Origin of the sequence: Cellulosilyticum sp. WCF-2, assembly GCF_003990395.1 — a bacterium.
Classification (GTDB): Bacteria; Bacillota; Clostridia; order Lachnospirales; family Cellulosilyticaceae; genus Cellulosilyticum; species Cellulosilyticum lentocellum.
Map to the genome: position 1 here is coordinate 1,783,251 of NZ_CP034675.1, position 25,076 is coordinate 1,808,326.

21 protein-coding genes and 1 other RNA gene are annotated in these 25,076 nt (G+C 32.9%); 18 read left to right on the top strand and 4 right to left on the bottom strand.

Annotated features, from left to right (window positions below; translation table 11 throughout):
* The first annotated feature begins 79 nt into the window (after positions 1 to 79).
* Together EKH84_RS07795 and pyk are read left to right on the top strand one after the other, a co-directional pair.
* Positions 80 to 547: a ferritin family protein gene (locus tag EKH84_RS07795; protein ID WP_190283537.1), complete on the top strand. Its 468-nt coding sequence runs from the start codon at positions 80 to 82 to the stop codon at positions 545 to 547.
* Positions 548 to 933: 386 nt separating this feature from the next.
* Complete coding sequence (gene pyk / locus EKH84_RS07800) at positions 934 to 2,676, top strand: pyruvate kinase (RefSeq protein ID WP_127065870.1); 1,743 nt, start codon at positions 934 to 936, stop codon at positions 2,674 to 2,676.
* A gap of 653 nt (positions 2,677 to 3,329) precedes the next feature.
* On the opposite strand, the gene EKH84_RS07805 is transcribed toward pyk, so the two are convergent.
* Entirely contained in the window at positions 3,330 to 4,631 is a 1,302-nt protein-coding gene (locus tag EKH84_RS07805; protein WP_330547594.1) for a YjiH family protein, read from the bottom strand.
* Positions 4,632 to 5,139: 508 nt separating this feature from the next.
* On the opposite strand from EKH84_RS07805, the gene EKH84_RS07810 reads away from it, so the two are divergent.
* Together EKH84_RS07810 and EKH84_RS07815 are read left to right on the top strand one after the other, a co-directional pair.
* Positions 5,140 to 6,624 carry a hypothetical protein gene (locus EKH84_RS07810; protein ID WP_127065872.1) on the top strand — a complete coding sequence of 495 codons (1,485 nt, stop codon included), beginning with the start codon at positions 5,140 to 5,142 and terminating at the stop codon, positions 6,622 to 6,624.
* Between the two features lie 94 nt (positions 6,625 to 6,718).
* Positions 6,719 to 7,303: a hypothetical protein gene (locus tag EKH84_RS07815; protein ID WP_127065873.1), complete on the top strand. Its 585-nt coding sequence runs from the start codon at positions 6,719 to 6,721 to the stop codon at positions 7,301 to 7,303.
* A gap of 56 nt (positions 7,304 to 7,359) precedes the next feature.
* On the opposite strand, the gene EKH84_RS07820 is transcribed toward EKH84_RS07815, so the two are convergent.
* Entirely contained in the window at positions 7,360 to 8,799 is a 1,440-nt protein-coding gene (locus tag EKH84_RS07820) for a spore germination protein (RefSeq protein ID WP_127065874.1), read from the bottom strand.
* Between the two features lie 152 nt (positions 8,800 to 8,951).
* Between EKH84_RS07820 and tadA the strand changes: the two genes are divergently transcribed.
* The 3 genes from tadA to ffs all read left to right on the top strand — a co-directional run bounded on the left by tadA (position 8,952) and on the right by ffs (position 10,208).
* Positions 8,952 to 9,410: a tRNA adenosine(34) deaminase TadA gene (gene tadA / locus EKH84_RS07825; protein WP_127065875.1), complete on the top strand. Its 459-nt coding sequence runs from the start codon at positions 8,952 to 8,954 to the stop codon at positions 9,408 to 9,410.
* Positions 9,411 to 9,428: 18 nt separating this feature from the next.
* Positions 9,429 to 9,863: a hypothetical protein gene (locus EKH84_RS07830; RefSeq protein WP_013656058.1), complete on the top strand. Its 435-nt coding sequence runs from the start codon at positions 9,429 to 9,431 to the stop codon at positions 9,861 to 9,863.
* 81 nt (positions 9,864 to 9,944) lie between these two features.
* Positions 9,945 to 10,208: signal recognition particle sRNA large type (gene ffs, locus EKH84_RS07835), an RNA gene on the top strand.
* An 89-nt stretch (positions 10,209 to 10,297) separates the two neighbouring features.
* Here ffs and EKH84_RS07840 read toward each other — a convergent pair.
* Positions 10,298 to 11,215: an AraC family transcriptional regulator gene (locus tag EKH84_RS07840; RefSeq protein ID WP_127065876.1), complete on the bottom strand. Its 918-nt coding sequence runs from the start codon at positions 11,213 to 11,215 to the stop codon at positions 10,298 to 10,300.
* A gap of 271 nt (positions 11,216 to 11,486) precedes the next feature.
* Positions 11,487 to 12,110, bottom strand: coding sequence for a manganese efflux pump (locus EKH84_RS07845; protein WP_127065877.1), 624 nt, complete (start codon positions 12,108 to 12,110; stop codon positions 11,487 to 11,489).
* 167 nt (positions 12,111 to 12,277) lie between these two features.
* On the opposite strand from EKH84_RS07845, the gene dnaX reads away from it, so the two are divergent.
* From dnaX to EKH84_RS07895, 11 genes are all read left to right on the top strand, one after another.
* A complete protein-coding gene (gene dnaX, locus EKH84_RS07850) occupies positions 12,278 to 13,891 on the top strand; it encodes a DNA polymerase III subunit gamma/tau (protein WP_127065878.1) in 1,614 nt (537 codons plus the stop codon).
* A 46-nt stretch (positions 13,892 to 13,937) separates the two neighbouring features.
* Positions 13,938 to 14,270, top strand: coding sequence for a YbaB/EbfC family nucleoid-associated protein (locus EKH84_RS07855; RefSeq protein ID WP_013656062.1), 333 nt, complete (start codon positions 13,938 to 13,940; stop codon positions 14,268 to 14,270).
* A 23-nt stretch (positions 14,271 to 14,293) separates the two neighbouring features.
* Positions 14,294 to 14,872, top strand: coding sequence for a recombination mediator RecR (recR, locus tag EKH84_RS07860; protein WP_041713446.1), 579 nt, complete (start codon positions 14,294 to 14,296; stop codon positions 14,870 to 14,872).
* A 164-nt stretch (positions 14,873 to 15,036) separates the two neighbouring features.
* Positions 15,037 to 17,886 carry an EAL domain-containing protein gene (locus EKH84_RS07865; protein ID WP_127065879.1) on the top strand — a complete coding sequence of 950 codons (2,850 nt, stop codon included), beginning with the start codon at positions 15,037 to 15,039 and terminating at the stop codon, positions 17,884 to 17,886.
* A gap of 89 nt (positions 17,887 to 17,975) precedes the next feature.
* A complete protein-coding gene (locus tag EKH84_RS07870; protein ID WP_127065880.1) occupies positions 17,976 to 18,437 on the top strand; it encodes a hypothetical protein in 462 nt (153 codons plus the stop codon).
* Between the two features lie 138 nt (positions 18,438 to 18,575).
* Positions 18,576 to 19,253, top strand: coding sequence for an ABC transporter ATP-binding protein (locus EKH84_RS07875; RefSeq protein WP_127065881.1), 678 nt, complete (start codon positions 18,576 to 18,578; stop codon positions 19,251 to 19,253).
* Complete coding sequence (locus EKH84_RS07880) at positions 19,250 to 20,476, top strand: ABC transporter permease (RefSeq protein ID WP_127065882.1); 1,227 nt, start codon at positions 19,250 to 19,252, stop codon at positions 20,474 to 20,476. Before EKH84_RS07875 ends, EKH84_RS07880 begins: the two co-directional genes overlap by 4 nt.
* Positions 20,473 to 21,651, top strand: coding sequence for an ABC transporter permease (locus EKH84_RS07885; RefSeq protein WP_127065883.1), 1,179 nt, complete (start codon positions 20,473 to 20,475; stop codon positions 21,649 to 21,651). The genes EKH84_RS07880 and EKH84_RS07885 overlap by 4 nt, the downstream gene beginning before the upstream one ends.
* A 20-nt stretch (positions 21,652 to 21,671) precedes the next feature.
* Positions 21,672 to 24,485, top strand: coding sequence for a DUF6240 domain-containing protein (locus EKH84_RS07890; protein WP_127065884.1), 2,814 nt, complete (start codon positions 21,672 to 21,674; stop codon positions 24,483 to 24,485).
* A gap of 11 nt (positions 24,486 to 24,496) precedes the next feature.
* On the top strand, positions 24,497 to 24,649 hold the full coding sequence (locus EKH84_RS21955; RefSeq protein WP_190283538.1) for a hypothetical protein: 153 nt from the start codon (positions 24,497 to 24,499) through the stop codon (positions 24,647 to 24,649).
* The gene (locus tag EKH84_RS07895) at positions 24,624 to 25,061 is read left to right on the top strand and encodes a flagellar protein FliS (RefSeq protein ID WP_127065885.1); all 438 of its coding nucleotides are present in this window, start codon (positions 24,624 to 24,626) and stop codon (positions 25,059 to 25,061) included. Before EKH84_RS21955 ends, EKH84_RS07895 begins: the two co-directional genes overlap by 26 nt.
* Positions 25,062 to 25,076 lie beyond the last annotated feature (15 nt).

The window sequence follows — 25,076 nt, forward strand, 5'->3', positions numbered from 1 at the left end:
AAAATAAATGTAAAATTAATGAACTCTGTTTAAATATTTAGCATAAGATATAGTGAATTTATTATTTAGGATGATGTATATGTGGATGAGGCAAAGTTATCCTACGGGAGAACAATTAGCAAACGCCATTAGTTTAATTGGAAGTTCAATTGAAAATGAAAAATCTGATGCAATGTTTTATGAATGGCTTATTAATAACGTTCCCAATAATATAGGTGAAAAAGCTAGGCAAGATATTATAAAAACTATAACTGGGATTAAAGAAGATGAACAAATGCATAATAAGATTTTTAAAAGTATGTATAAGCAATTAACAGGAAATGAAGCGCCTATGCCGATGGAGGAAGAATTTGTTCCACCTGCTAATTTTACTGAGGGGATTATTAAAGCATTAAAAGGTGAGACGGAAGCTGTTAGAAGATATCGTACGATTATGTCAGGTTTACCAGATAATTCTTACAGGGATGCAGTCTTTAATATTTTAACAGATGAAATAAGGCATGGCATATTATATAATTATGTTTATACTACAACTATAATGAGTTAAGAATAACAACCTTGTAAAATGACTATATTAGGAATTTTTCAAGGTTGTTTTATATGATATTAGATGTAGTCATGTAGGGAATAAGTTTAATATGATTTAACCATAGAAATAATCCGTATGAGAGTCATAATACTATTTAGAAGTAAGATACTATTATTAAAGTAATTCTAAAATACTTAGTTAAATGTAATAATTAGGGAAAAATCAATCAATAATAGCGATAAGTCAAATAAAATACTTAAAAATGTGATTTATTTGGAAGAAATGTTAACATTTATTATAGGATATTCTATGTAATTTGATGCAGAATATGTTATAATAAGTACGAAAATTGTCGTGTAAGCATATTACGAAGCAAAATCTTAAAGGAGACTAGAGATACTAATATGAGAAAAACTAAAATTGTATGTACATTAGGTCCATCAACAAAGGATGACAAAATACTAAAGAGATTAATGCTAGAAGGGATGGATGTTGCTAGATTCAACTTCTCACATGGCACTCACGAAAGTCATAAAGAAAATTTTGACCGTGTAGATAAACTTAGAAAAGAATTAGATTTACCAATAGCAGTTTTACTTGATACAAAAGGACCAGAAGTAAGAGTTTGTCAATTTGCAGAAGGAAAAGTTTCTCTTAAAAAAGGTGAACAATTTACACTTACAAGTAGAGATATTCTAGGAACAAATGAAATTGTTTCTATCACATACAAGAATTTACCAAATGATGTAAAAGAAGGTTCAAGAATATTACTTGATGATGGTCTTATTGAGTTAATGGTGGAAAAAGTAGTAGACGGCAGTGATATTGTTTGTAAAATTATGAATAATGGTGATGTATCAAACAATAAAGGTGTTAACTTACCAGATACTAGACTTTCTATGCCATACTTAAGTGAAAAAGATCGATCTGATATCATCTTTGGAATTCAAACAGGTTATGACTTTATTGCAGCTTCTTTTGTAAGATGCGCCGAAGATGTTCTTCAAATCAGAAGAATTCTTGAAGAATATAATTGTCATACAATTAATATTATCTCTAAAATTGAGAATCAAGAAGGGGTAGATAATATTGATGAAATTATTCGTGTATCTGATGGAATTATGGTAGCCCGTGGAGATATGGGGGTTGAAATTCCAGGAGAAGAAGTACCATCTATCCAGAAAATGATTATTAAGAAAACGGTTGCAGCAGGTAAACAAGTTATTACTGCTACACAAATGTTAGATTCCATGATGAAAAATCCTAGAGCTACAAGAGCCGAAATTAGTGATGTTGCTAATGCAATCTACGATGGTACAAGTGCTATTATGTTATCTGGTGAAACAGCAGCAGGTGCATATCCTGTTGAATCAGTACAAACGATGGCGAGAATTGCTTTAAAAACAGAGTCAGATATTGATTATGTAAAACGTTTTAAAGAAAGAGGTAGTACAGCAACTAATAATGTAACTAGTGCGATCTCACATGCTACTTGTACAACAGCACATGACCTTGGTGCAGCAGCTATTGTAACTGTAACTAAGTCAGGTAGAACAGCTAGAATGATTTCTAAATATAGACCAGTATCACCTATCTTGGGTTGCACAACTTCAACAAGTGTATACCGTCACATGAGTTTAATGTGGGGTGTAAAACCACTTTTAATGGAAGAAAAACAAAATGCAGATGAATTATTTGAAGAAGCATTAACTGTAGCAGAACACACAGGTATGGTTAATAAAGGGGAATTAGTTGTTATCACAAGTGGCTTACCAGTAGGCGTAACCGGTACAACTAATATGATTAAGGTAGATGTCATCGGACATATTTTAGTTTCAGGTGTAGGTGTTGGTTCAAAACAAGTATGTGGTAATCTTTGCGTATGTAAAACAGAAGAAGAAGCTAATGAGAAATTTATTGAAGGGGATATCCTTGTTATTCCAGAAACTACAAATGAGATGCTACCATTATTAAGAAGAGCAGCTGGTATTATTACAGAAGAAGATGGTGTTAACTCACATGCTGCAATTGTTGGACTTGCTATTGATATTCCAGTCATTACTGGTGCGACAAATGCAACAGATATTCTTAAAACAGGTTCGGTTGTAAGCCTAGATGCAGGTAGAGGAATTGTTTCAAGTAACTAAAAATAGAAAGAAGATCACTATTTATAGGGATCTTCTTTTTTTATGAACTAAAATACTATAAGATGATAAAGTTATGAGAAAACAAGGTAAGAAAAATAAGCTCTAGTCAAATATTTAATAGACTAGAGCTTATTTTGATAAAGTGTATATATCATCTAAAGTATGTTACTACTTAGAAGTATCTAGGGGAATAATTTTGGCAAACATAGTAGCCATATCAGCTCTTGTTACCATGTTTTTAGGAATAAAGTAACTTTCATTTTTAAGAATATCTGCTCCAATACAGATTTCTATTAGTAAAGCTACTTGTACTTGAACTTGTAGAAAGATTTAAGATTCTAATTAATAAGTATACTTGAAGCGTATGTAACACTTAAGTTAGATAAAACTAGAATAGTAGCTACGGCAGTATAAAGATGTGCTTTAATTTTTTATTCATAAAGGATTCTCTTATATGATAAAATGTAAAAAAATAACAAGTATACATAAAAAAGTAAACTACCACATGAATTATCCTAACATAAGAGGAGAATTAGGGTCAATAATAGAAATAGAATTTAACAAAGTAAATATTAGTAATTATCTTTTATAAAAATCTATTTAATTAAAAATAAACTAAGTTCGTGGTAAACTTAGTTTATTTTTAATTAATATTAAAATATAAGATGAGCAATCAATGAAATAATTGGTAGCGTGATAAGTGTACGTTCAATAAAGATGATGAATAATTCCCAAAACTTAACAGGTATTTTAGAACCTAATAAAAGAGCACCAACTTCAGAGAGATAAATAAGTTGAGTGACGGAGACACTTGCTACAATAAATCTTGTCATATCACTTTCTATAGAAGAGGCTAAAATAGATGGAAGGAGCATATCAGCAAATCCAGCTACTAAAGTTTGAGCAGCGGCAGCTGCTTCAGGTACACCAAGTACATTCAAAAGTGGTGTAAAGGGTATGCCAAGTATTTGGAAAAGAGGTGTATAAGTGGCTAAAATAAGTGCTAATGTACCTACAGCCATAACTACGGGGATGACACCAAACCACATATCAAGTACATTCTTAAAGCCATCTATTACAATTGATTGTTTAAAGGTTTGTTTTTCAGCTTTTTGGAGTGCATTCTTAAAACCATGAGCAATTAGGTGTGTTGTTTCCTCAGTTGAAGCTTCTGGTGTAGAACCATCATATAATATATCTTTTTTTAAGGAAAGTGGTGGGAGTTTAGGCATGATGATAGCAGCCACCAAACTAGCTACCGTGACAGTTAAATAGAAAGGAACAAAAAGATGTCCTAATTTAACTGTATTAATAACAACCAAACTAAAGGTAATTGATACAAGAGAAAAGGTAGTACCAATAACAGCAGCTTCCCTTTTTGTATAGAAACCTTCTTCATATTGTTTGCTAGTCAGTAATACACCGATAGTACCATCGCCCAACCAAGAGGCAATACAGTCAATGGCAGAACGTCCTGGAAGTCCAAATACAGGACGCATGACTTTTACTAAAAGAGAGCCTATAAATTCAAGTAGGCCGAAATCTAGTAAAAGTGGCAAAAATAATCCTGCAAATAGAAAAATTGAGAAAAGTACAGGGAGTAAATCTGCTAGTACAAGGCTACCGGTATCTGAAGAAGTTATGACTTCTACTAAAGGAAGCATAAAAGGTGGAAAATTAAAACCAGATACTTGCATAGTAATGATACTAATAAAAGCAAAGGCTAAGACTCTTAAACTAAGCCAAACCCAAGTGGTGTTAAAAAGTGAATTAAGAAGATTACTTCCCATAATCAATTTAGGTTTAAAAAGATAAGTAATAAGGCTTCCTAGTGCAGAAATGCCAGTAACAACCACTAAAATAATAGGCGTATGATGGCCCAATAATTCTTGAAGTCCTGTAGATAAGATGGCAATAGGAATAGTGATAGAACCATCTTTAGGAAGAGGAATCATAAACAGGAAGATCCCTATTAGGGAAGGTATTATAAATTTAAAAAGCGCTGATAAATAATGTTTCGACTGCTGTTTTTTTGTTGAGTGCATATTTGTAAAAACCTTTCTGAAAAAATTATGTCAACTATTATTATGCATTATTATATCGGCTAAACACATAAAAAACAAGTATTTTCATGTATAAATATACGTTTTTTGAAATATAGATACAAGACATAAAAAAAGTATGGTAATGCACGGCATTAACCATACTTGGAGAAAGGATATAGTAAAACAGAACATAATAAGCATATAGCAGTAAGAACTTAAAAACAAGGCTATGGGGGTATCTAAATAAGGACATAAGATTTGTAATAATAATAAAATATTTTGCGTTACGACATAGAATCCTCTATAATAGAGTTAAATCGACAAGCTCGCTAGCTAATTAAAGAGGAATTGTATAATAAAAGAAAAAATAGTATAATGCTAGGAACAATCAAAGGATTAGTGATATAAGGAGTAAAAAATGGAAAGAATAAAAGAAGAGTTTAATCGATATAAATGGGTATTATTGGCAGGTCTTATTGTAGCAGTACTTATAGGACTAATTACTGCTAATCTTCATGTGTTACAATTTATGACTTATAAAATGCAAGGCAATACAACGGGAATTATCAGTATTTTAGAGGATAGTGTGAAAAATAGTGATGCCCAAGCAGATTGGTATTTTTCACAAGGAATAGAGTATTTATTAAAACAAAAAGAAATGTCAGAAGAAAGTCGTCAATTTTTTGAAACCTACTTTGAACGGTTTACGTCAGAGAAAAAATTAGAAGTTATTGAAGGCTATAATAAAAAGAATTTATTTATACCGACAACAGATGTCTTAATGCAAACACTTATGGAGAATTTAGATCATTCAAGTATACAAAATTATATAAAAAGAATGGAAACTAGTGATTTAGAACAAGGCCTTGTCATGTATTATGGAGCGGTGGCAAAGGTAGATACCACTTTTATAGATCATATGTATAAGATTTTAAGTATATATCCTAAGACACTACCATTTGAAAAGTTTCAATTTGATTTGTATCCGATTCTGGCTTTAACAGGAGAAGAGAACGAACTTAAAAAGGCTACTATTTTTAGTAAGTTAAATTCAGAAAATGCTAAAGAAAATATTTTCAAATCTTTAAAAGGCCAATCAATAGAAGGTGAACAGTTAAGAGTATGGGTTGAATTTTTAAATAAAACCCAAATTCTGGATGATGGAACCTATACTAAGTTTAATAATTTATATAGTGAAATTTACCTAGTACGTAATCAATATAAAGAATTAGATACAAGGGAAGTTGATCTTAAGAATAAAAAAGAAGCTGTAGAAGTTCAAATAGAACAGAGTTTAAAAGATATAGAAAGCAAACAAGGCGAACTAGCAACTTTGAATAATGAAATTAGTGGTATAGATAGTCAATTAGGAGATTTAACTGACTATGCTTATATGGCGCTTTATATTGAAAAATCTTCAGGAACAGGTAATAATGAATATGAAGCTTCCATTCCTAAGAAAGGCATTTTTGGTAACTATAAACCATCAGGGCAAAAGTATATTGTAAAGCTTTCTGAGACAAGCTTTTTATCTGAAGGAGTCTATTATGTAGACATTTACTTAAAAGGAACCAAGGTAAATAATAAAGGTAATGAATACCCTTATTATGTAGAAGTTTCTAGTAGGGAATTAAGTGATATAGCAACGTTACAAGGAGAAAGAAGTCAAAAAGTAGAAGTAAGAACAGCGCTGCAGCAGACAATTAATCAGTTAGAGGATGAAGTAAGTGCTATTAAAGAAAAAATGGGATATGACGATAATCAAGAGGCCTTAAAGGGGATAGCAGTAGAAAGAGATAATCTTACGAAGAAGCTAAATGAAAAAGTAGTGGAGATAAAAACATTATTTGGACTTGGGGATTTGAAAATCACTGTGGAGATAGAAGACTCTAAAACGGAATAAAGGTTAAATAGATAGGATAAAGATAGTTTTACTTCTAGAGCGAATAGAGAAGTGTAATGAAGAGCAAAACAGAACATTAGGAAGTTGGGGGAAAATGAATAAAGAGAATAAAAGGCAGGACGACTCAAAGATGATGGAGCATAGGCTTTATCTATTCACCTTGATTTGTCCTAAAAGTGTAATAAATAAAATAGCAAGTAATAATCAAATAGATATAATGCAGTTATTAGTTGCAGCAATACTTAGTATTTGTAGTAAGCTTTTAAGGGGAAATACTTTTTCAATTATTATGTTCGCAGAAGTTATTGCATCCATACTAATATTTGTTATATTTCTTAAAGTAATATTTTGGCTTGCAAAAGGGGAAATATCTTTTTTCAAAGTTATCAATTTGTCTGTATATATACATATTTGGGTTATTTTGGCCAATATGTGTAGCAGAATACCTATGTTATCTATAACTGCTTTTATTGGAGCACAGTTATTAGGTGTGTATTTACAGTATTTAGCAGGAATACAAATTGCTCATTCAGATGCTAATCGTCTGAAAAGTATTTGTTTAGTTGAACTGTTTCTTGTATTATTTTCCATAGTGATGTTATTGTTAACTTCTTGGGGGAAATATATGGCGTATAGTAGTAAAACCTATTATTTTCCATTGGTAGTAAATTACCTTTAATTAGCAAAAGCCTTTTATAGTGTGTTATGTGAAACACTATAAAAGGCTTTTGCTAATTAATTTGTTTTCTTATTACCAATGGATTGTTTGGTACAGATTCTAGTTCTAAAAAGTAAGTGGTAAAGAGCATTCCCGTTAAAAGGAATGAGAGGATATAGGTAGGGCTCATTAGTAAAGGTTTTCGTACATGCAATGACTGTAATAATAATAACTAAAGCAATGATGAAACCAGTAGTACCTAGCAATCCTGTTAAAATAATAAGTAGTAATCTGGAAAACTTAAAAGCATAGGTAAGTTCTATACTTGTTTGGGTAAAGCTAGAAAGCGCGATAACGGCTGTATATAAAATAGTATGCGGGATAAACCAACCAGTATCTACAGCAAAGTCACCTAAAATAAGTCCGCCAATAATAGATAAAGAGGTGCCCAAAGCACTCGGTGTATTAAGTGAAGCTAGATTAAGTCCATCTAGTGCGATTTCTAATATGACAAATTGAAGGAAAATAGGAATCACATAAGGTACATCAGGCAATAAGAATTCAGCAGCCCTACCTTGTATCCATCCTGGATTGTCTGTTAGGAGAACGAAGAGGGGGCTAATAAGAAGATTAGTAATAAATACAAGATACCTAATAAGCCTTAAATAATTACCAGTTAGAACCGGTAAATAATAATCATCCACAGATTGCATGAAATCAAATATATTGGTTGGTAAAATAAGTGCGGTAGGTGTATTGTCAACAAGAATAATTACCTTTCCTTCCATGAGGTGAGCAGCGGCTACATCAGGCCTTTCTGTGTAACGAACTTTAGGAAAAGGATTAAACCAAGAGTAAGAATGTACAGATTCTACTAGACTTTGATCACCCATAGTTAAAGCATCAACATTAAGTGTTTTAATAGTTTGTTTGATTTTATAAAGCGTTTTTTTGTCCACTTTATTACGCATGTAACCAACAACAACATCTGTTCTAGATACATCACCTATATTTTCCATTTCGAAGACCAAATGAGGGTCACGGATGCGTCTACGGATTAAAGCTGTGTTAGATATTAATGTTTCAACAAACCCATCATGAGAGCCTCGTAATACTTTTTCTTTAGCAGGTTCTTCAGTACCGCGGGCAGGATAAGTACGAAGGTCAATAATGAGGCCTTCTGCATAATGGGGACCGAGTAAAACAGTTTGCCCGGAAAGAACAGCAATGATAAGATTATCTATATTGTTATCAGTAGATACCTCGATAGAACTAATTGCCTTTTCAGAAAGCTCTTTGGCAGACTGAATAGTTTTGAAGGTTTCAGCAGAGAGATTAGTCATATCACGACGAACATATTCTAAGTTAGTATCCTTTGCAAAACCATCTAAATAGTACAGATAAAAAGTAGTTTCGTGAACAGTAATTTTGCGTTCTAAGACATCAAAGCTTTCTCCTAAAGGTAGAGATTCACGAAACATTTGTATGTTTTTTTCTAAGTCAGTTGATAAAATCATGGGGTCACCACCTGTCTATGATATAAAGTAGGATGTAACATAATACAAAAAATTATACTTGTTGAAAATAACTATGGAAACAATAGCAAATTAAATATATAATTTAAAGTACCTAGAGATCATTGAAAATGGTTTTTAGAAGAGGAGATACTATGGAAAAAGATATTGAGTTTATGAAACAAGCATTAATAGAAGCTGAAAAGGCATTTACCCTAGATGAAGCACCTATAGGAGCTGTTATTGTTTACAAGGAGCAGGTTATAGGGAGAGGGCATAATAGAAGAAATACAGATAAAAATGCCTTAGCTCATGCAGAAGTAATGGCTATTAATGAGGCTTGTAAGCATATAAAGGATTGGAGACTTGAAGAGTGTACTATTTACATTACTTTAGAGCCTTGTCCTATGTGTAGCGGTGCTATTGTACAAGCTAGGCTGCCTAGAGTGGTTTTTGGGGCACGTAGTCCTAAAGCTGGCTTTGGCGGCTCTGTATTAAATATATTGCAGATGGATGAGCTCAATCATCGTTGTGAAGTAGTAGAAGGTGTTTGTGAAGAAGAAGCAAGTCAGTTACTAAAAAACTATTTTAAGCAGATGAGACAAAAAAAATAAAATTATCGGAGGGGAATTATGGCAGCAAATCCAAGACACAAGAAAGCAAGAATGCTTAGAGATTTTATGATTGAAACACAAACAGTTAATATGTTTAAGGAAGAAGAAAAAGATGATACTATTTTCTTTAGAAGTATTTATCCGATGGGAGAAGATAAAAAACAAGTAGTTATTACTATTAATGATACAGTCTACTTAGGTGTGCAATCATTACTCATGAATGAAATACCTGAGGAAAGAAACGCAGCAATTCTTGACTGCTTAAATGAATGCAATTTAGAATTACCAACCGTAAAATATGTATTAACAAAGGATCAATGTGTTGTTGTATCTATGTTTTTCCCTGCTGATGAAGCACACTTTAATGCAGGTTTAATTATGGGAGCTATTGTTCAAGTAATGAAAAATGTATCAGAAAAACATTATGAGAAAATAAAAGCAGCTTTAGCTTAAGAAAATGAAAAAGAGAGACGTTGACATATAGCATGAAAGAAGGTATACTAATACCTGTGACAGATACTTGTCAAAAAATTTCCGTGCTAGCCGGGGAGGTAGCGGTGCCCTGTACTTGCAACCCGCTATAGCAAGGGTGATGCTTCGTCTGAGGCAGGAATTTGTATAGTCTGCCCTTAATAAGTGGCGATGAGGATTGGGTCTTACGCAATAAGCACTTATGAACCGTGTCAGGTCCGGAAGGAAGCAGCACTAAGTAAGATCGCTTATGTGCCGTGAGGTTGCCTAGTCTGAGTTAACTGTTAAGGTAACGTATATGGCTTTTTGTCGAAGCGAAGTGCACGGATTCAATTATAAATATGAAGTAAGAGGATTAAGCAAAAGAGCTTAGTCTTTTTTTGTATGCAAAATAAAGAAAAAGCTGAGTTTTAGTCCTAAAACTCAGCTTTTTCGTCAACCTTATGTAATTGTGAAAGAGCATAATATCTCTGTCTGTATCCAGAAGGCGTATGATGCATATACTTTCTAAACAATTTAGCAAAATAAGCAGTATCATTAAATCCAACCTCATCTGCGATATCCGAGATGGATAGTGTTGACTCTCTAAGCAAAATGGCAGAAAGATTAATGCGATGCTTGTTTAAGTAGGTAATGATAGTTTCACCAGTAGCCTCGAAAAAACGATCGCTAAGAGTAGTGCGATTGACATGGAAATATCTGCTTAAATCGGGGATGGTAATCTTTTGTTTATAATTATTATGTAGATATAAAAGAACATCTTTAACTTCAAAAGAAGTTTCAGCAATAAGTGATTCCGATAAAATCGAATATGTTTTTACCAAACGTTCAATATAAGTTAAGAATTCCGATAATCGTAGTGATAAAAGGACGGGTTGCTCTGCAGTAGCTGAAATAGTTTCTAACAATTTATTCAAATGTTTTAAAACTGGTTCAGAAGTTGAGAGGTGCCCAGTATAATTTTTAGACCTTTTAAAGAAAATAGATAAACTCATAATATATCTAATATCTTCTACAGAGAAGGAATGATCTAACGTTCTAATATTTTCTAGTGTAAAGTAATCTTTAATAGCATTCGGATGAAATGAAATTACTTTACCAATAAGATTTGAGGCAGAGGTAAAATGAAGCCTTTCAGTTTCATTTAAACAGATAATCATGGGACTAGTTATAGAAACGACTTGTTCATTAATCAAGACTGATCCAATGCCTTTTTCAATAATAACTACGCTTAATCTATTGCAGCAACCTAATAAATGTGTGTTAATATTCAGAGATATTATATTAAAATTGCTAGAAGTGTGATTAGGGGAAATACTATCTAAAAAACTCACAGGAGTACCTCCGTTAAATTAATATCATAAAATATACATATTTTGATTAAATAAAATATATCACAATTTATTTAATCTAGCAATACAGGTGTTTAATAATAGATTATAGGATGGATATAATATTTCATTAAAAATTCAGTATGAATATTTATTTAACATATGAATAAAAAGAAGATCTAATGTTCATATTCCTTTATAGAAGTTAAGTGTTCCACAGCTACTAAAAAGGAGCGCTACTACAAAAATAGTAGTACTCCTTAAGAGATAATGATTAAAAAATTTTTAATAGCGCAAGTAAGATAAGTGTAGCGCCACCTAGCCAAGAAAGATCTATGCTAAGTTTTTCTGCGCATTTACGTCCTAAAATTCCACCTAGTATAATGGCTGCTGAGTTAAAAAGGACTGATAGAACTATAATTTGTAAAAGGTTAATAGAGGCTAAGGCTACACCAAAACCTACCACTAAGCTATCTAGGGAAAGAGCAATACCCAGGTAAAGAGCTTCTTTAGCGTTTAATGTTTGAGAATGGTCAATATCGGCAAGAGTTGAGTCTGCATAAACGTTAAGTACTAATTTGAAATTAAGAAGGGTAAGCTCGATATTTCCTGGTGAAATTGCTTTTTTATTTAAATATTGCTTGAGTAGACCTTCGAAAAGTCGCATAAAACCTAAAATAAATAAAATGCCAAAGCAAATGAAACTAGTTAAGTTTGCAGGAATGAACCCTTTAATAATAGAGCCAAGACTGATAGAGATAATTAGAAATAGGGTAGAAATTCCTGTGAGGATCAAACCAGAAAGGACTGGAATTTTAATTTTATTGGTACCATAAGCAAAACTAGCAATGCAGGCATCTATGCAAAGTGAAGTAACAAGTAAAGCAGATTCTAACATAGTAAACAACCTCAATCATTAAAGTGATACTATATATATTATGGCAAATGGTAAAAAAAGGAACTTGGCTCCGTGGTTAAAAAGCTACTTCTTGTATTAGAACACTTTAAATTGTGGTATAATAAGACATAATGAAAATTTGGTAGTCAATAAAGAAAGGAGAAAACATGAGTTACTTAGCTTTATATAGGAAGTACAGACCCTATATTTTTGATGACGTAGTAGGACAGGGGCATATTGTGCGTACACTTAAAAACCAAATAAATTCACATCGTGTGGCTCATGCTTATCTGTTTTCAGGAAGTAGAGGGACGGGAAAAACCTCTATTGCTAAAATTTTTGCTAGGGCAGTTAACTGTGAGGAGCCAGTGAATGGTTCTGCTTGTGGTAAATGTGAAACTTGTAAGAGGATAAGTGATGGTGCAGGTATTAATATTATAGAAATAGATGCGGCTTCACATAATGGTGTAGATAATATTCGTGAAATTAATGAAGAGGTTAAATATACACCAGCTGTGGGCAAGTATAAAGTATATATTATTGATGAGGTACATATGCTCTCTACAGGTGCTTTTAATGCTCTCTTAAAGACATTAGAAGAACCTCCAGCTCATGTCATTTTTATCTTAGCAACAACTGATCCACAAAAAATTCCGGTTACTATTTTATCTAGATGTCAACGTTTTGATTTTAAACGTATTTCAGCTAAAGAAATTGAAGAAACACTTATTAGCTATATGCAAACAGAGAAAATTGACATAGAGGAAAAAGCACTGGCTTATATTGCAAGGTTGGCTGATGGTGGTATGCGTGATGCACTTAGTATTTTAGAGCAAAGTATTTCATTTTATTTTGGTGAAACAATTACGTTAGATAAAGTATTATATCTAGTTGGAGCTGTAGATAGTAATATACTGTTTGAAATGATTGATGCTATTGCAGGTAAAGACGCTACAAAGGTTTTAGAACTTTGTGAAGAGGTTAATAGACAAGGCAGAAGTATGAGGCAGTTTGTAAGTGATTTACTAGAGCATAGCCGTAACCTTTTAGTTGCCAAAACAACTAAGGGTGGAGTAGAAGTACTGGATTATAGCTTAGAGTATATTGAGGCACTTAAAAAGCAAGCGAGTGATATAAGTACTAATGAACTCATGCGCTATATGAAGCATTTAAGTGGATTAGAGTATGAAATGCGTACGTCAGTATCTCCTAGGATTTTATTAGAAGTGGCACTTCTTAAACTGAGTGAAGTACAGATGGATAGCTCTCCAGAAGGAATGATGACAAAAGTACAATTACTTGAAGAAAAATTAGAGAAATTAATGCAAGAAGGTCTTTCGGTAGCGTCTCCAGTACAAGTGGTACAAGCAGCTCCTAAAAAAGAGATAGTGCCACATAAACTACCAGAAGCTGTTCCAGAAGAGGTGAAGAGTTTAAGAGATAAGTGGCCTCAAATTGTAAGTAAGCTAGGGACTACATCAGCAGCTAGAACGGTTTATGCTACAGCTGAAGCTGGCTATATAGAAGGTGACCTCCTTTATATTGTATATCGCAAAGGAATGGAAGCTGGGGTCAATAAGTATCTGGATGAAATTAAAGAGGCTATTAATCAAGTGGCAGGTAAAGAAGTGAAAGTAAGAACTATATCAGCCGATGATTATGCTAATAAATCTATTGAAACATATGGTTCTAGCCCTAAGCTTTCAGAAGAGGTTCAAGATATTTCCAAGGTGTTAAGAAACGTACAATCAAAAATAAACTTTAATATTGAAGTTAAATAAGGTAAAATAGATACCATAATATAGTGTTATTTAGGAGGAAGAAAGAATGAAAAATTTTGGTGGCGGTATGCCTAATATGCAACAACTTATGAAACAAGCACAAAAAATGCAAAAACAAATGGAAGAAGCACAAGCTGCTCTTGAAACCAAAGAACTTACTGCAACAGCAGGGGGTGGTATGGTAGAAGTTGTGATTACTGGTAAAAAAGAAATCAAATCTATAAAAATTAACCCAGATGTAGTAGATCCAGATGATGTAGAAACATTAGAAGACTTAGTACTTGTTGCAGTAAATGAAGCTGTTCGTCAGGCAGATGAACTTAGTCAAAAAGAAATGGGCAAACTTACAGGAGGTTTACCAACTGGAGGATTATTCTAGTGGCTGGCTATTATGGAGATAAGATGGTAGCTCTTATAGAAGAGTTATCAAGATTGCCGGGAATAGGAAGTAAATCTGCTCAACGTTTGGCTTTTCATATTATTAGTATGCCTGTAGAAAAAGTTGAACATTTAGCAAATACTTTAGTAGCTGCTAAAAAGCATATTAACTATTGTGAGAAATGCTGTACGATTACAGATGATAAGCTTTGTCCTATTTGTAAGGATTCTAATAGGGCTAATGGTCAAATTATGGTGGTAGAAGACCCGAGAGATATGGCAGCTTATGAAAAAACGAAGGAATTTAAAGGGCTGTATCATATACTACATGGTGCTATTTCGCCTATGATGGGAGTAGGTCCTAGTGATATCAAGATTAAAGAGCTTTTAGAGCGTATCCAAAAGGAAGCCATCGAAGAAGTGATTATTGCCACTAATCCTAATATTGAGGGCGAGGCAACAGCTATGTATATTAGTAAGTTATTAAAGCCCCTTGGTATAAAAATTACCCGTATAGCTCATGGTGTACCAGTAGGTGGAGATTTGGAGTATGTAGATGAAATTACACTTACCAGAGCGTTAGAAGGTAGACGTGAAATGTAGTGAAAAGAGATTATTAAGGAGAAAACTTAATAATCTCTTTTTGCATTTAATTAACTAAATAAATAAGGTGTTTTTAAGTTAGAATATTTTAATAAAATGTATTTTTCATTTTATATTACTTTTCTGTATGTTATACTATAAAAAATAGTGTAAGGAGTGGTCTGATGCAAATTAAGAAAAAATTACCTTTAATAATGATAAGTTTAATTTGTGTGCCGCTACTTATTTTAGCTGTTGTTATCTATCTATATTCGGCTAATAATCTGATTAGGAGAAGTGAAAATAATATTAAACAATTAGCTACTTCTGAAGGAAGAGCTTTAGAGGCATTAATAAAAGCTAAAGAGTACCGTGTACAAGTATTAGCCACAGATGAGCGTATTATAGATGCATTAAATGAAAAAGAAAGTAACGCTACTAGGATGAGTAGCTTGAAGGTAGAGAAGGCTAAAGAACTTTTGAAACAAGTATGTACAAATGAAGATATATATGAGGCTTTTTTGATTGATAAAGAGGGAAACATCTTTATTGATAGTAATGAGCAATCGGAACAGATTACTTTAAAAGATCAGGAGATGTACGAAAACGTATTAGAAGGCGAAACTGTTTTTTCGGACATTTTATTTTCTAATACGGAAAGTGGTAAGGTTATTAATATCACTGTACCGGTAAAAAATGAATACGATGAAGTTATCGGAGCAGTGTGCCAAGTTATATTTAATAATTGGTTTAGTGATTTTAGTAAGAATATTAAAATTGAACAAACAGGCTATGCTTACATATTGGATGAAAAGCTAAATTTTATTGCTCACCCGGATATTATTAAAGAAGGGGAGGCTTTAGTGAGTGATGGGATGAGGCAGATGATTAAAGAGGCTTATGATAAAGAAGAAAATCATGGTGCAGGTGTTTATACATATAAAGGACAAGAAAAATATGGTTCTTTTTATATTGTAGGAGATATAGATTGGATTATCTGTGTTGTTCAAAACGTAAAAGAGATAGAAAAACAAGCAGTAATAGAATTTTTACTCATTATTATGAGTATTATTGTACTTGTTATTATCGTAAGTATAGCAAGTATGCAGATTTCTAAGAAGATTACAAGGCCAATAGATCAACTCACTACAATAATAAGTCATGCGTCAGATGGTGATTTTGGTCAGATTTGTTCTTATGCAGGCAATGATGAAATTGGTGTTCTTTCGAAGCATTATAATCAAATGCTAAAAAGTCTAGGAGAAAGTCATAGTGATTTGAATCATGTATGTGAAGAATTATCTGCCACTCAAGCCGAATTGAAAAATAACATTGAGGAATTAACAAGGAGTAAAGAAGCGCTTCTGATTAGCGAGAAACGATATAAAACGACCCTAAATGCCATTGAAGAAGTGATTTGGGAGTATAATGTTAAAACCAAGACTTTTTTTGCTACAGAGAAGTGGGAAGAATTAGTGGGGTATAGTAGTAATAACATTAAAATTTTTAATGTTATTAAGAATACGTTAGAGCCTCATCATATAGAAGTATTTATGTTAGTGCTGAAAGGGTGTATAGAAGGAAGGACCGATAGTTTTAGTCAAGAACTTTATATGAAGAATGAACATAGGTGGCTATTATGTAAAGGACATGTTGTTCGAAGTGAAAATGGCAAATTAGATAAGTTGATTGGTATATTAACGGATATTACAGATAATAAGGCTAATGAGGAGCGTGTTAGAAAATTAGCATTTTTTGATGTTTTAACAGGATGCTTAAATAAGCAGACCTTTATGGAGAGTTTAGAGACGTGGCTCTCACCTGGTGAAGCTATTAAAGATGCAGCTCTCTTATTTATAGATCTTGATGATTTCAAGAAAATTAATGACACATTAGGCCATGAGATGGGAGACAAACTGCTAAATTACGTAGCGAAAGTACTTAGACATATTATTCCACAAGATTCTTTCATAAGTCGTTTTGGAGGAGATGAGTTCGTTATCTTTAAAACCAGTGTTTCTGACTTAGGTGAAATTCAGGAAATGGTATATTCTATTCTTAATATATTTCAAGATCCAATTCGTATTGATGGAAAAGATATTCACATTACATGTAGTATCGGTATTGCTTTGTATCCGTTAGATGGGACAAGCGGGGATATACTTCTTAAAAATGCAGATACAGCCATGTATAAAGCGAAAGATAATGGTAAAAACAGCTATAGCTTCTATGCTCCAGATATGTCAAAGTCATTGGATAGAAAGCTTTTAGTAGAAGGTGCTCTTAGAGAAGCGATAGGAAAGAATACGCTTTATTTACAATACCAGCCTATAATAGAGCTTAAGACTGGAAAAACAGTGGCGGCAGAAGCCTTATTAAGGTTAAAGGATGATGAGTTAGGTTTTATATCACCAGGTGAGTTTATTCCTGTTGCAGAAGAAACGGGACTTATTATTCCCACAGGTGATTGGGTTATAGAAAATGCTTTAAGAGAATTAAGTTATTATAGATTAGTTGGATATGAAAGCTTAAGTATAACCATTAATGTATCTTCATTACAAATGAAGGATAGAAATTTTATTGATAAACTTAAGTTGATGGTACAAAATGCTAAAATTCCACCTGAATTTATTAAGTTAGAAGTGACAGAATCTGTTTTTATGGAAAATGTGGAAAAAAGTATAAACTTATTCCGTGAGATTAAGAAGATGGGAATTAAATTAGCGCTAGATGACTTTGGAACAGGCTATTCGTCCCTTAATTATTTGCGTAGCATTCCACTAGATATTTTAAAGATTGATAAATCGTTTATAGATGAAATCACAACAAGCAGAGTTTTATCTGAAATAGTTGATAGTATTATTGGAATGGCACACACACTTGATATTCTCGTAGTAGCAGAAGGAGTAGAAAGTGAAGAGCAGTTATCTATTTTAAAAGAAAAAGGTTGTGATTTTATACAAGGCTATTTCTTTAGTAAACCACTGATGCCAAATCAATTAGAGGAAAGGTTACAGGAGGAGAAGTATGCCTGATAGATGAGGGTATTTAGGCTAGACAACAGCTAATAACTTTTGTAGACTAGAAGAATAATATTTAGCAAGAAAAGTTGGAGGAAATAAAAATGAAAATTGAATGCACAAAAGAAGAATTCAAGGTGCTTTTAGATATGGTATATGCTGGGAATATTCTTATTAACAGTATGAGAAGTCAAGAAGAAAAAATTGAGGAATATGCCAATATGGAACAATTCTTTTTATCTAAGGCTAAAGAATATGGATTAGAAAATATTGCAGAGTACGATGAAGAGTACAGCGAATATATACCAACTCGTGAATATGAAGATGAAGATTTTAATGGATATATAGACGAATATGAAACACGTGTATTTTGGGAAGAACTTATTATGAGACTTGCACGTCGTGATGCACTTAATTATGCAGGGGATGTAGATCAAGATATCACTAAAGCTGCTTTAAAAGAAATGCAACTTAAGTTAGAAGATAAATATGAAGAAGAGATAGAGGCTAATGGCATCATGAATTTAAAAGTAATAACATGGAATGAAAATAATGCTAATTCATAAAGTTGGCAAGGTATTAATTAAGCTTAGCGTACTTGATATAATATATTCTTTTCAGTAAATCAAAATAGGTTATAGGAGGGCTGATGCATAGGTAATGCAACAGCCTTTTTTGTAAAATGATTAAAGGTGGGGAAACGTATGTTGAAGATGAAAGGTATAAAAAAGAATTATGGTAAGAAGCAAGTCTTAAAGGGAGTAGATTTAAAGATAGAAGAAGGTGAGTGTTTGGGCATTATAGGACCTAATGGTTCAGGGAAATCTACTTTATTATCTATTATGGTAGGTGCACTCAAACCAACTAATGGAGAAAGATCTATTCAAGGGAAAATTGGCTATGTACCACAAGATAATGCATTAATGGAAGAATTAACAGTAAAAGATAATTTGGAGTTTTGGGCTGCAGCTCACAATAAGCATATAAATGAAATCTTGCATACAGCTTATTTTAAAGAAGTATTAGGTCTAGAAGATATGTTAAAAGAAAAGGTAAAGCATTTATCAGGTGGAATGAAGAAACGTGTAAATATAGGAATTGCACTAATAGATGATCCTCAGTATATCGTTTTAGATGAACCTTGTAGTGCTTTAGACATAATTTATAAAAATGAGGTCATTGATTACTTATTGGAGCTTAAACAAAAAGGAAAAACGATTATTTACACCAGTCACTCTGGAGATGAGATAGAACGACTTTGTGACAGAGTTTGTATTTTAAAAGAGGGGACCATTATTAAAGAAGCTAAGTTAGCTGAATTAAGAACAGAGAATAAAGAGTGTAGTACTTTCGATGAAATGGTATATAGGTTACTAGCATGAGACAGTTAAGGATTAGTATAAAAACAGACCTTAAGGTATTAGCAGTACACTATAAAAAGTTATTGTTTTTTGCTATGCAAATGTCTATTTTATGTTTAGCAATTGGCATGGCAGGAAGTCAGATACTTTATGCTAATAAAAATGTGCAGCCCTTTACATTGGCTATTGTAGATTTAGAAGCTTCTAAGTGGACGGATATGATTATTGATACAGTTAATCAAATGGAGACTGTCACAAAGCTGTGCGATATTGAAGTGTTACCTAAAGAAGAAGCTAAAGAGAAGTTATCACGAGGCCAAGTAACCGCCATTATTACTATTCCAGAGCATTTTGTAGAGGATATTATGAATGGGGTGAATACACCCCTCACGATTGAGAAAAAAGATGGTACTTTATTAGAAAGCATAGTAGCAGATGAATTGATTTCAGCAGCAGCTAAACTCCTATCTGCAGCTCAAGTAGGTATTTATACAACTTTAGATGCTTATGAAACTTTTGGCACAGATGATGGTATTAGCTTTGAAAAATTAATGCAAGAAATTAATATTATTTTTGCTAAAGAAATGTTAGGACGTCATCAGTTGTTTGAAGAACAAGAAGTAGTAGCTACCAAAAATATGGCACCGTTAGAACACTATATTTTATCAGGCTTTATAGCTATGATGCTTTTAAGTTTAATACTAATTATGGAGGTTATAGAGCCTCTTAATAAGAAGGAAAACTTAATGAGATATAGTGTGGTTCGATTAAAACCCGAAAAATTAATAGTGAGTAAAGTAATTAGCTTAAGCTTATTTAACTTAGTAGCTGGCGGCATTATTCTGGGGAGTGTAGCTGTGCTATCGAGGATGATTGGTTTAGAAATCGATTGGCATTTTTCAATTCAAGGATTATTTGGCATTATATTAGGAGCTATTAGTTTGGCAAGTGTAAGTGTGATAATAGGTATGGTGCTCAAAGGAAAAGAAGCTTATAGCTTATTTATATTTGTCATTGTAGCGGTTATGACATTTTTATCTGGAGGGATTATTCCAGCAGCCTATTTGCCAGAAGCAATTAATGAAATGGGGAGATTTACGTATAATGATTATGCGTTAGAACTGTTAAAGCCTTTAGTAGGTGTTGCATGTGAGCCGATAGCATATATAAAAGTAGTCATAATGATTGCGGCATGCTTAATGGTAGGTATTGGTATGCTTAGAAGAAGAGGGGTGAGAGGATGAGATTTTACTGTGTGGCCCTTAGACTAAAATTAAAAGAACTTTTAAGAGATAAAGCATATATGGTAGTACTCATCATTTTACCTATTTTAATGAGTTTGATTGTGAGTTATGGTAAAGCATACATAGATGAAGGAAGCCTAAAAGCAGGTCTTTGGAGTGATAGTATCTTAGGAAATCGTATTTCGGATATTTTACTGGAAGACAAGGGGATTAACTTTATAAAGTATGATACAGTGGAGATTTTAGAAAAAGCTGTAGCTACTAATGAAGTTGAATGTGGATTTGTTATTAAGCCTATTATTGATGAACAAAAGGAGAATATGAGTTTTGAAAAGGCAATAACAGTCATTACTTCTCCGGCTACTATGGCTCAAGGACCCCTTCAAGAAGTAGTAACAGCGACGATATATCGTCTTGTGGCAGAAGATATTGCATACATGACATTAAAAGGTAAATCTTATATGCAAGTAGAGATAGATTTAAAAAATTGGATTCATCAGCAGGTGGAAGATTATTATGCCGATGGCGAGTTAATGCAAATTGTTTTTGTTCAAGGAGACTCGAAGGTCATTGGTGCAACTGTGCAAAAAAGAGAAGGTATATTAAGGATAGCGAAAGGGTTGATGGCGATATTTTTAATGATGAGTAGTTTGCTCATGGGAGTTAGATTAATTGAAGACAGAAAAGGGAAAATTTATAGCCGCTTTTGCACTATAGGAAAAGGTAAGTTGAATCCTGATTTACCGCTTGTTGGTGCGCATATTTCATTACAAACGATAGTAGGAATCCTAGCACTTATTATTATTAAACTAAGTGGAAAAGAAATCATTTATTTAGATTTAGGAGAAGAAGTAGGGTTATTAATAGCTTATATTCTATGCTTGGCCGCCTTAGTGTTATTGGTGAGTGAGCTTGTTTCTAGTAGTGAATTGTGGTTTTCGATGATTCCCATTTGTATTATTGCAGCTATTTTATTTTGTCCCATTGTAGTAGATATGAGTAGTATGCAAACATGGTTTAAATATTTGTCTTACTTGATGGTGCCTTATTATTATTTAGGAGGTACAACATATCTACTAGGTTTAGTAAGTGCGACTATAGTATGTACATTGATTTACTATGTAGTTACAAGATTAAAGATTTTGCGCTCTAGTGACGACATACTATATAAGTAGCACAAAGGTGAGGTGGATATATGATCCAAGGAATAAAGGAATTAGGTTATAGCACTTATACCCCAATTGGTATGCAGGGGGTAGTTGAGAATAATGAAAAATCATCAGAGCCTAAACGTTTTAATCTTCAAGAAGTGATAGAGCAGATTAAAAGCTATACTTATACAGAAGAAGATACAAAGCAAGTAGATAATGAACTTTTAAGTCAACTAAAGAATCAATTTGATTTAAGAGAAGAAGATATTTATGAACTACATAAAAGAGGATTTAATTTAGAATCTTTATTAATTGATGATTCAAAGGCTTATAGAGGACTGGAAAATAGTCATATGTCCAAGGAAGAAAGTGAAGATACGAAGAAACAGGAAAGCGAATCTAAAAAGGTAAGTGATAAAATCAGTGTTATTCAACAAGCTAACGATTCAATGTACTTAAATACTTTAATAAGTAAAGAACCTATCACTATTAATAATTTATATACCAATAATTTTAAAGGAAATTTAAAGAAAGTAAGCACAAATTTTAGTAAATCAGATATAGCTAGTGTGCTCCAAATGAACGGACTTCCTAATAACGAAGGAAATACTTGGGCAGCTAAGGCGCTAATGAGTTGTGGGATGGATGTTAGTAAGCAAGATGTATTAAAGCTTCAAAATATGAAAGCAGCAGTAGCTGCCTTGGAACCTCAGGCGGAAGCTTCTGGAGATCGTGAGTTACTCCAGGACAATGCAGTGCAATATGAGCCTTATCAGATAGATCGTATTACAGATGATTTAGGCATGGTTACAGATGAGCATATCGAAAAGCTTATTGAAGAGGGTAAAGACGTTAATATTACTAATTTAAGAGAAAGTATTTATAAAAACACAGAAGCCATATTAAAGGAGCAGCAAGCAGCAAGACCATCAGCTGTAGAAGTACAAAATGTTAAGTCGGCAGAAGCTGAATCAGTATTGTCAGATGGAACGATGCAGAATCAAGAAGTCATTAATATGGACCAAGCAGTGACTGAAATTAAAGATCAAATTAATCAAATTAGAGCAAAGCTTACTTTAGAGGCAGCTCAGAAAATAAGTGAAAAGTTACCGTTAGAAAGTGCAGAACTGAGTGTTGTTGCAAAAGAGCTTCAGCAGTTACAAGAACAAAAAGTGATTGCTGCACTTAACCAAGTAGGCCTAGAAGTAAACGAAGCTAATATAACAGCAACTACGGAAGTTTTAGATACTGTTATAGACATGAAACGTTATCCTATGGAGACGATTCATATCGAATTAAACAGTCAAGAAACAGCTGTTTTAGCAGAGGTAAAAAGTGCTTTAAATGCTTATAGTGAAAATGAAACACCAGTAGAAAAAAGGTTTGGAGAAACTATTAAGAAAGTAGAAGGCCAAATTGAAAGCCTTTTAGAAGGGCAAAATATAGAGGTAACAGCTGAAACAATTCAGGCTGCAAAAGCACTTATTACAAATGGAATGGAAGTAAGTTCTGAGAATATAACCTCAGTGTTAAGTATTGTTACTAAACTTACTACCTTTCTAGAAGACATGACACCTATCCAAGCAGCAGCTTTTATTAAAGAAGGAATGAATCCTTATTATGCATCAGTAGATACTTTGTTAACATGGATGAGTAAGGAAAAGTTAGAAGGTCTAAAGGTAAGTACAGCAGAAACAATTGTAGCATTACAAGAACAAAAGCAAATAAATAGTGAACAAAAGGAAGTAATGATTGGATTATATCGTATTTTACAAGGTGTAACAAAGCATAAAGAAGAAGTGATAGGATACTTGTTTAAAAATGATTTACCGCTTACTATAGAAAAATTACAAGAGGCTACCCGCTACATACAAGACAAGAATCATATTGAAGTAAATATCGATGATGATTTTGGGGAGTTAGAGAATTTACAATATAATAAACAATCAGCCAAGAATTTAATCAATGAGCAGAGTGAACAAACGAGTAAAGCAGCTCAGCTTATTAAGCAATTAGAAGAAATGGAACTACCTGTGTCAGAAGGTAATATCAATAAACTAAGTAAGATGAGCGCATTATTATATCCCTATATTAAAGAGCAATTTAAAAAAGAAGTGGGAAGTTTTGAAGGATTATCAACCTTGCCAAAGAGTTTTCTAGATAAATTAGAAGCTGTACAAAATGTAGAACCAGAGGTTATTGAAAAGATGATAGAACAAAAAGTTCCTTTAACCTTATCTAATATTTATTGGATGGACAAAATAACTCATGAACCTACGGTGTATGGAGATTTACTGAATGAAGCAGGTATGTTAAAAGACGAATTACCAGAGCATTTAGATGAGATAGAAGATGAGCTTTTGAAATTAGAAGAAACGGCAAAGAAAGAACAAGAAGTAGCCACTTTGTCAGGCGACCTACTTAAGTATAAGCAGTATAAGCAATTAGAGGAAGCAAGTCATTTGCAACGACAATTAATAGATAAAGAAGGATTATATCAGATTCCGTTTGTGATCAATGGAGAGCAAAGATTAGTTAATCTTTATGTTCATAAGGATGCACATCACTCTGTAGAATCAGGGCAACATACCAAAGCTATTATTAGCTATCAAACAAAAAATCTTGGGATGGTCAAAGCATACATAGAAATAAAAGATGATCATCTAGGTTATAAAGTAGAGGGAGAAACTGAAAGTGTTACCAATAAACTAGAAGCTCATGGTGAAACATTAATGAATCTCTTAACACAAATTGGATATAACGTAGAATATACGGCTTATGCTACGGAAGTAGAGCCTGATAAGATGAGTGCAATACCTTTAAAAAGAGGTGATAGCAACTTTGAGGAAATGATATAGGGGAGGATGCTATGCAGCAGTCTAACATAAGTAAGAATAAGGAAAAGCAGGCTAAGGAAACTAGAAAAAAAGACGATATATTAGATGTAGTAAAGCAATTTATCAGCTATTTTGAAGAGACAGATAGGAGCGAAAATAATGATTACAGTATCTACCATAGCTAATGCTTCAAGGGGAGAATTACTTTGTATTACCTATGAAATACTGCTAGAAAATATAAAAGCAGCAGAGGGAAATACAGGGGAAGAACGAGAAAAGAAATTAAAAAAATCTATTGAGATTATACAAATGCTAGTTGGAGACCTTAATTTTGAATTCGACCTATCAAAAGAATTATTTAGAATTTATGTTTATGTACAAGGTTTATTAGTAAATGCAAAAACTGCGGAACCTATAGAAGAAGCATATAAGATTATAAGTAAGATTTATGAGGGTTTTAAGCAAGCGACACAAGAAGAAAAGCTATCCTCTCCATGTATAGATAATGCAGAAGTCGTGTATGCAGGGCTTACCTACGGTCCTAATGATTTAAATGAGTTAAGTATGAAACAGCCCAACAGGGGATTTAAAGCATAATTACATAAAAGGATG

What these genes read in the sequence shown, in the direction of transcription:
- EKH84_RS07865 (WP_127065879.1), top strand. Translation starts at nt 15,037, where the DNA reads ATGCAAATTAAGAAAAAATTACCTTTAATAATGATAAGTTTAATTTGT.
- EKH84_RS07820 (WP_127065874.1), bottom strand. Translation starts at nt 8,799, where the DNA reads ATGATTTTATCAACTGACTTAGAAAAAAACATACAAATGTTTCGTGAA.
- EKH84_RS07855 (WP_013656062.1), top strand. Translation starts at nt 13,938, where the DNA reads ATGAAAAATTTTGGTGGCGGTATGCCTAATATGCAACAACTTATGAAA.
- EKH84_RS07870 (WP_127065880.1), top strand. Translation starts at nt 17,976, where the DNA reads ATGAAAATTGAATGCACAAAAGAAGAATTCAAGGTGCTTTTAGATATG.
- EKH84_RS07890 (WP_127065884.1), top strand. Translation starts at nt 21,672, where the DNA reads ATGATCCAAGGAATAAAGGAATTAGGTTATAGCACTTATACCCCAATT.
- pyk (WP_127065870.1), top strand. Translation starts at nt 934, where the DNA reads ATGAGAAAAACTAAAATTGTATGTACATTAGGTCCATCAACAAAGGAT.
- EKH84_RS07810 (WP_127065872.1), top strand. Translation starts at nt 5,140, where the DNA reads ATGGAAAGAATAAAAGAAGAGTTTAATCGATATAAATGGGTATTATTG.
- EKH84_RS07845 (WP_127065877.1), bottom strand. Translation starts at nt 12,110, where the DNA reads ATGTTAGAATCTGCTTTACTTGTTACTTCACTTTGCATAGATGCCTGC.
- recR (WP_041713446.1), top strand. Translation starts at nt 14,294, where the DNA reads ATGGTAGCTCTTATAGAAGAGTTATCAAGATTGCCGGGAATAGGAAGT.
- tadA (WP_127065875.1), top strand. Translation starts at nt 8,952, where the DNA reads ATGGAAAAAGATATTGAGTTTATGAAACAAGCATTAATAGAAGCTGAA.
- EKH84_RS07875 (WP_127065881.1), top strand. Translation starts at nt 18,576, where the DNA reads ATGTTGAAGATGAAAGGTATAAAAAAGAATTATGGTAAGAAGCAAGTC.
- dnaX (WP_127065878.1), top strand. Translation starts at nt 12,278, where the DNA reads ATGAGTTACTTAGCTTTATATAGGAAGTACAGACCCTATATTTTTGAT.
- EKH84_RS07795 (WP_190283537.1), top strand. Translation starts at nt 80, where the DNA reads ATGTGGATGAGGCAAAGTTATCCTACGGGAGAACAATTAGCAAACGCC.
- EKH84_RS07895 (WP_127065885.1), top strand. Translation starts at nt 24,624, where the DNA reads ATGATTACAGTATCTACCATAGCTAATGCTTCAAGGGGAGAATTACTT.
- EKH84_RS21955 (WP_190283538.1), top strand. Translation starts at nt 24,497, where the DNA reads ATGCAGCAGTCTAACATAAGTAAGAATAAGGAAAAGCAGGCTAAGGAA.
- EKH84_RS07880 (WP_127065882.1), top strand. Translation starts at nt 19,250, where the DNA reads ATGAGACAGTTAAGGATTAGTATAAAAACAGACCTTAAGGTATTAGCA.
- EKH84_RS07885 (WP_127065883.1), top strand. Translation starts at nt 20,473, where the DNA reads ATGAGATTTTACTGTGTGGCCCTTAGACTAAAATTAAAAGAACTTTTA.
- EKH84_RS07830 (WP_013656058.1), top strand. Translation starts at nt 9,429, where the DNA reads ATGGCAGCAAATCCAAGACACAAGAAAGCAAGAATGCTTAGAGATTTT.
- EKH84_RS07805 (WP_330547594.1), bottom strand. Translation starts at nt 4,631, where the DNA reads ATGATTCCTCTTCCTAAAGATGGTTCTATCACTATTCCTATTGCCATC.
- EKH84_RS07815 (WP_127065873.1), top strand. Translation starts at nt 6,719, where the DNA reads ATGAATAAAGAGAATAAAAGGCAGGACGACTCAAAGATGATGGAGCAT.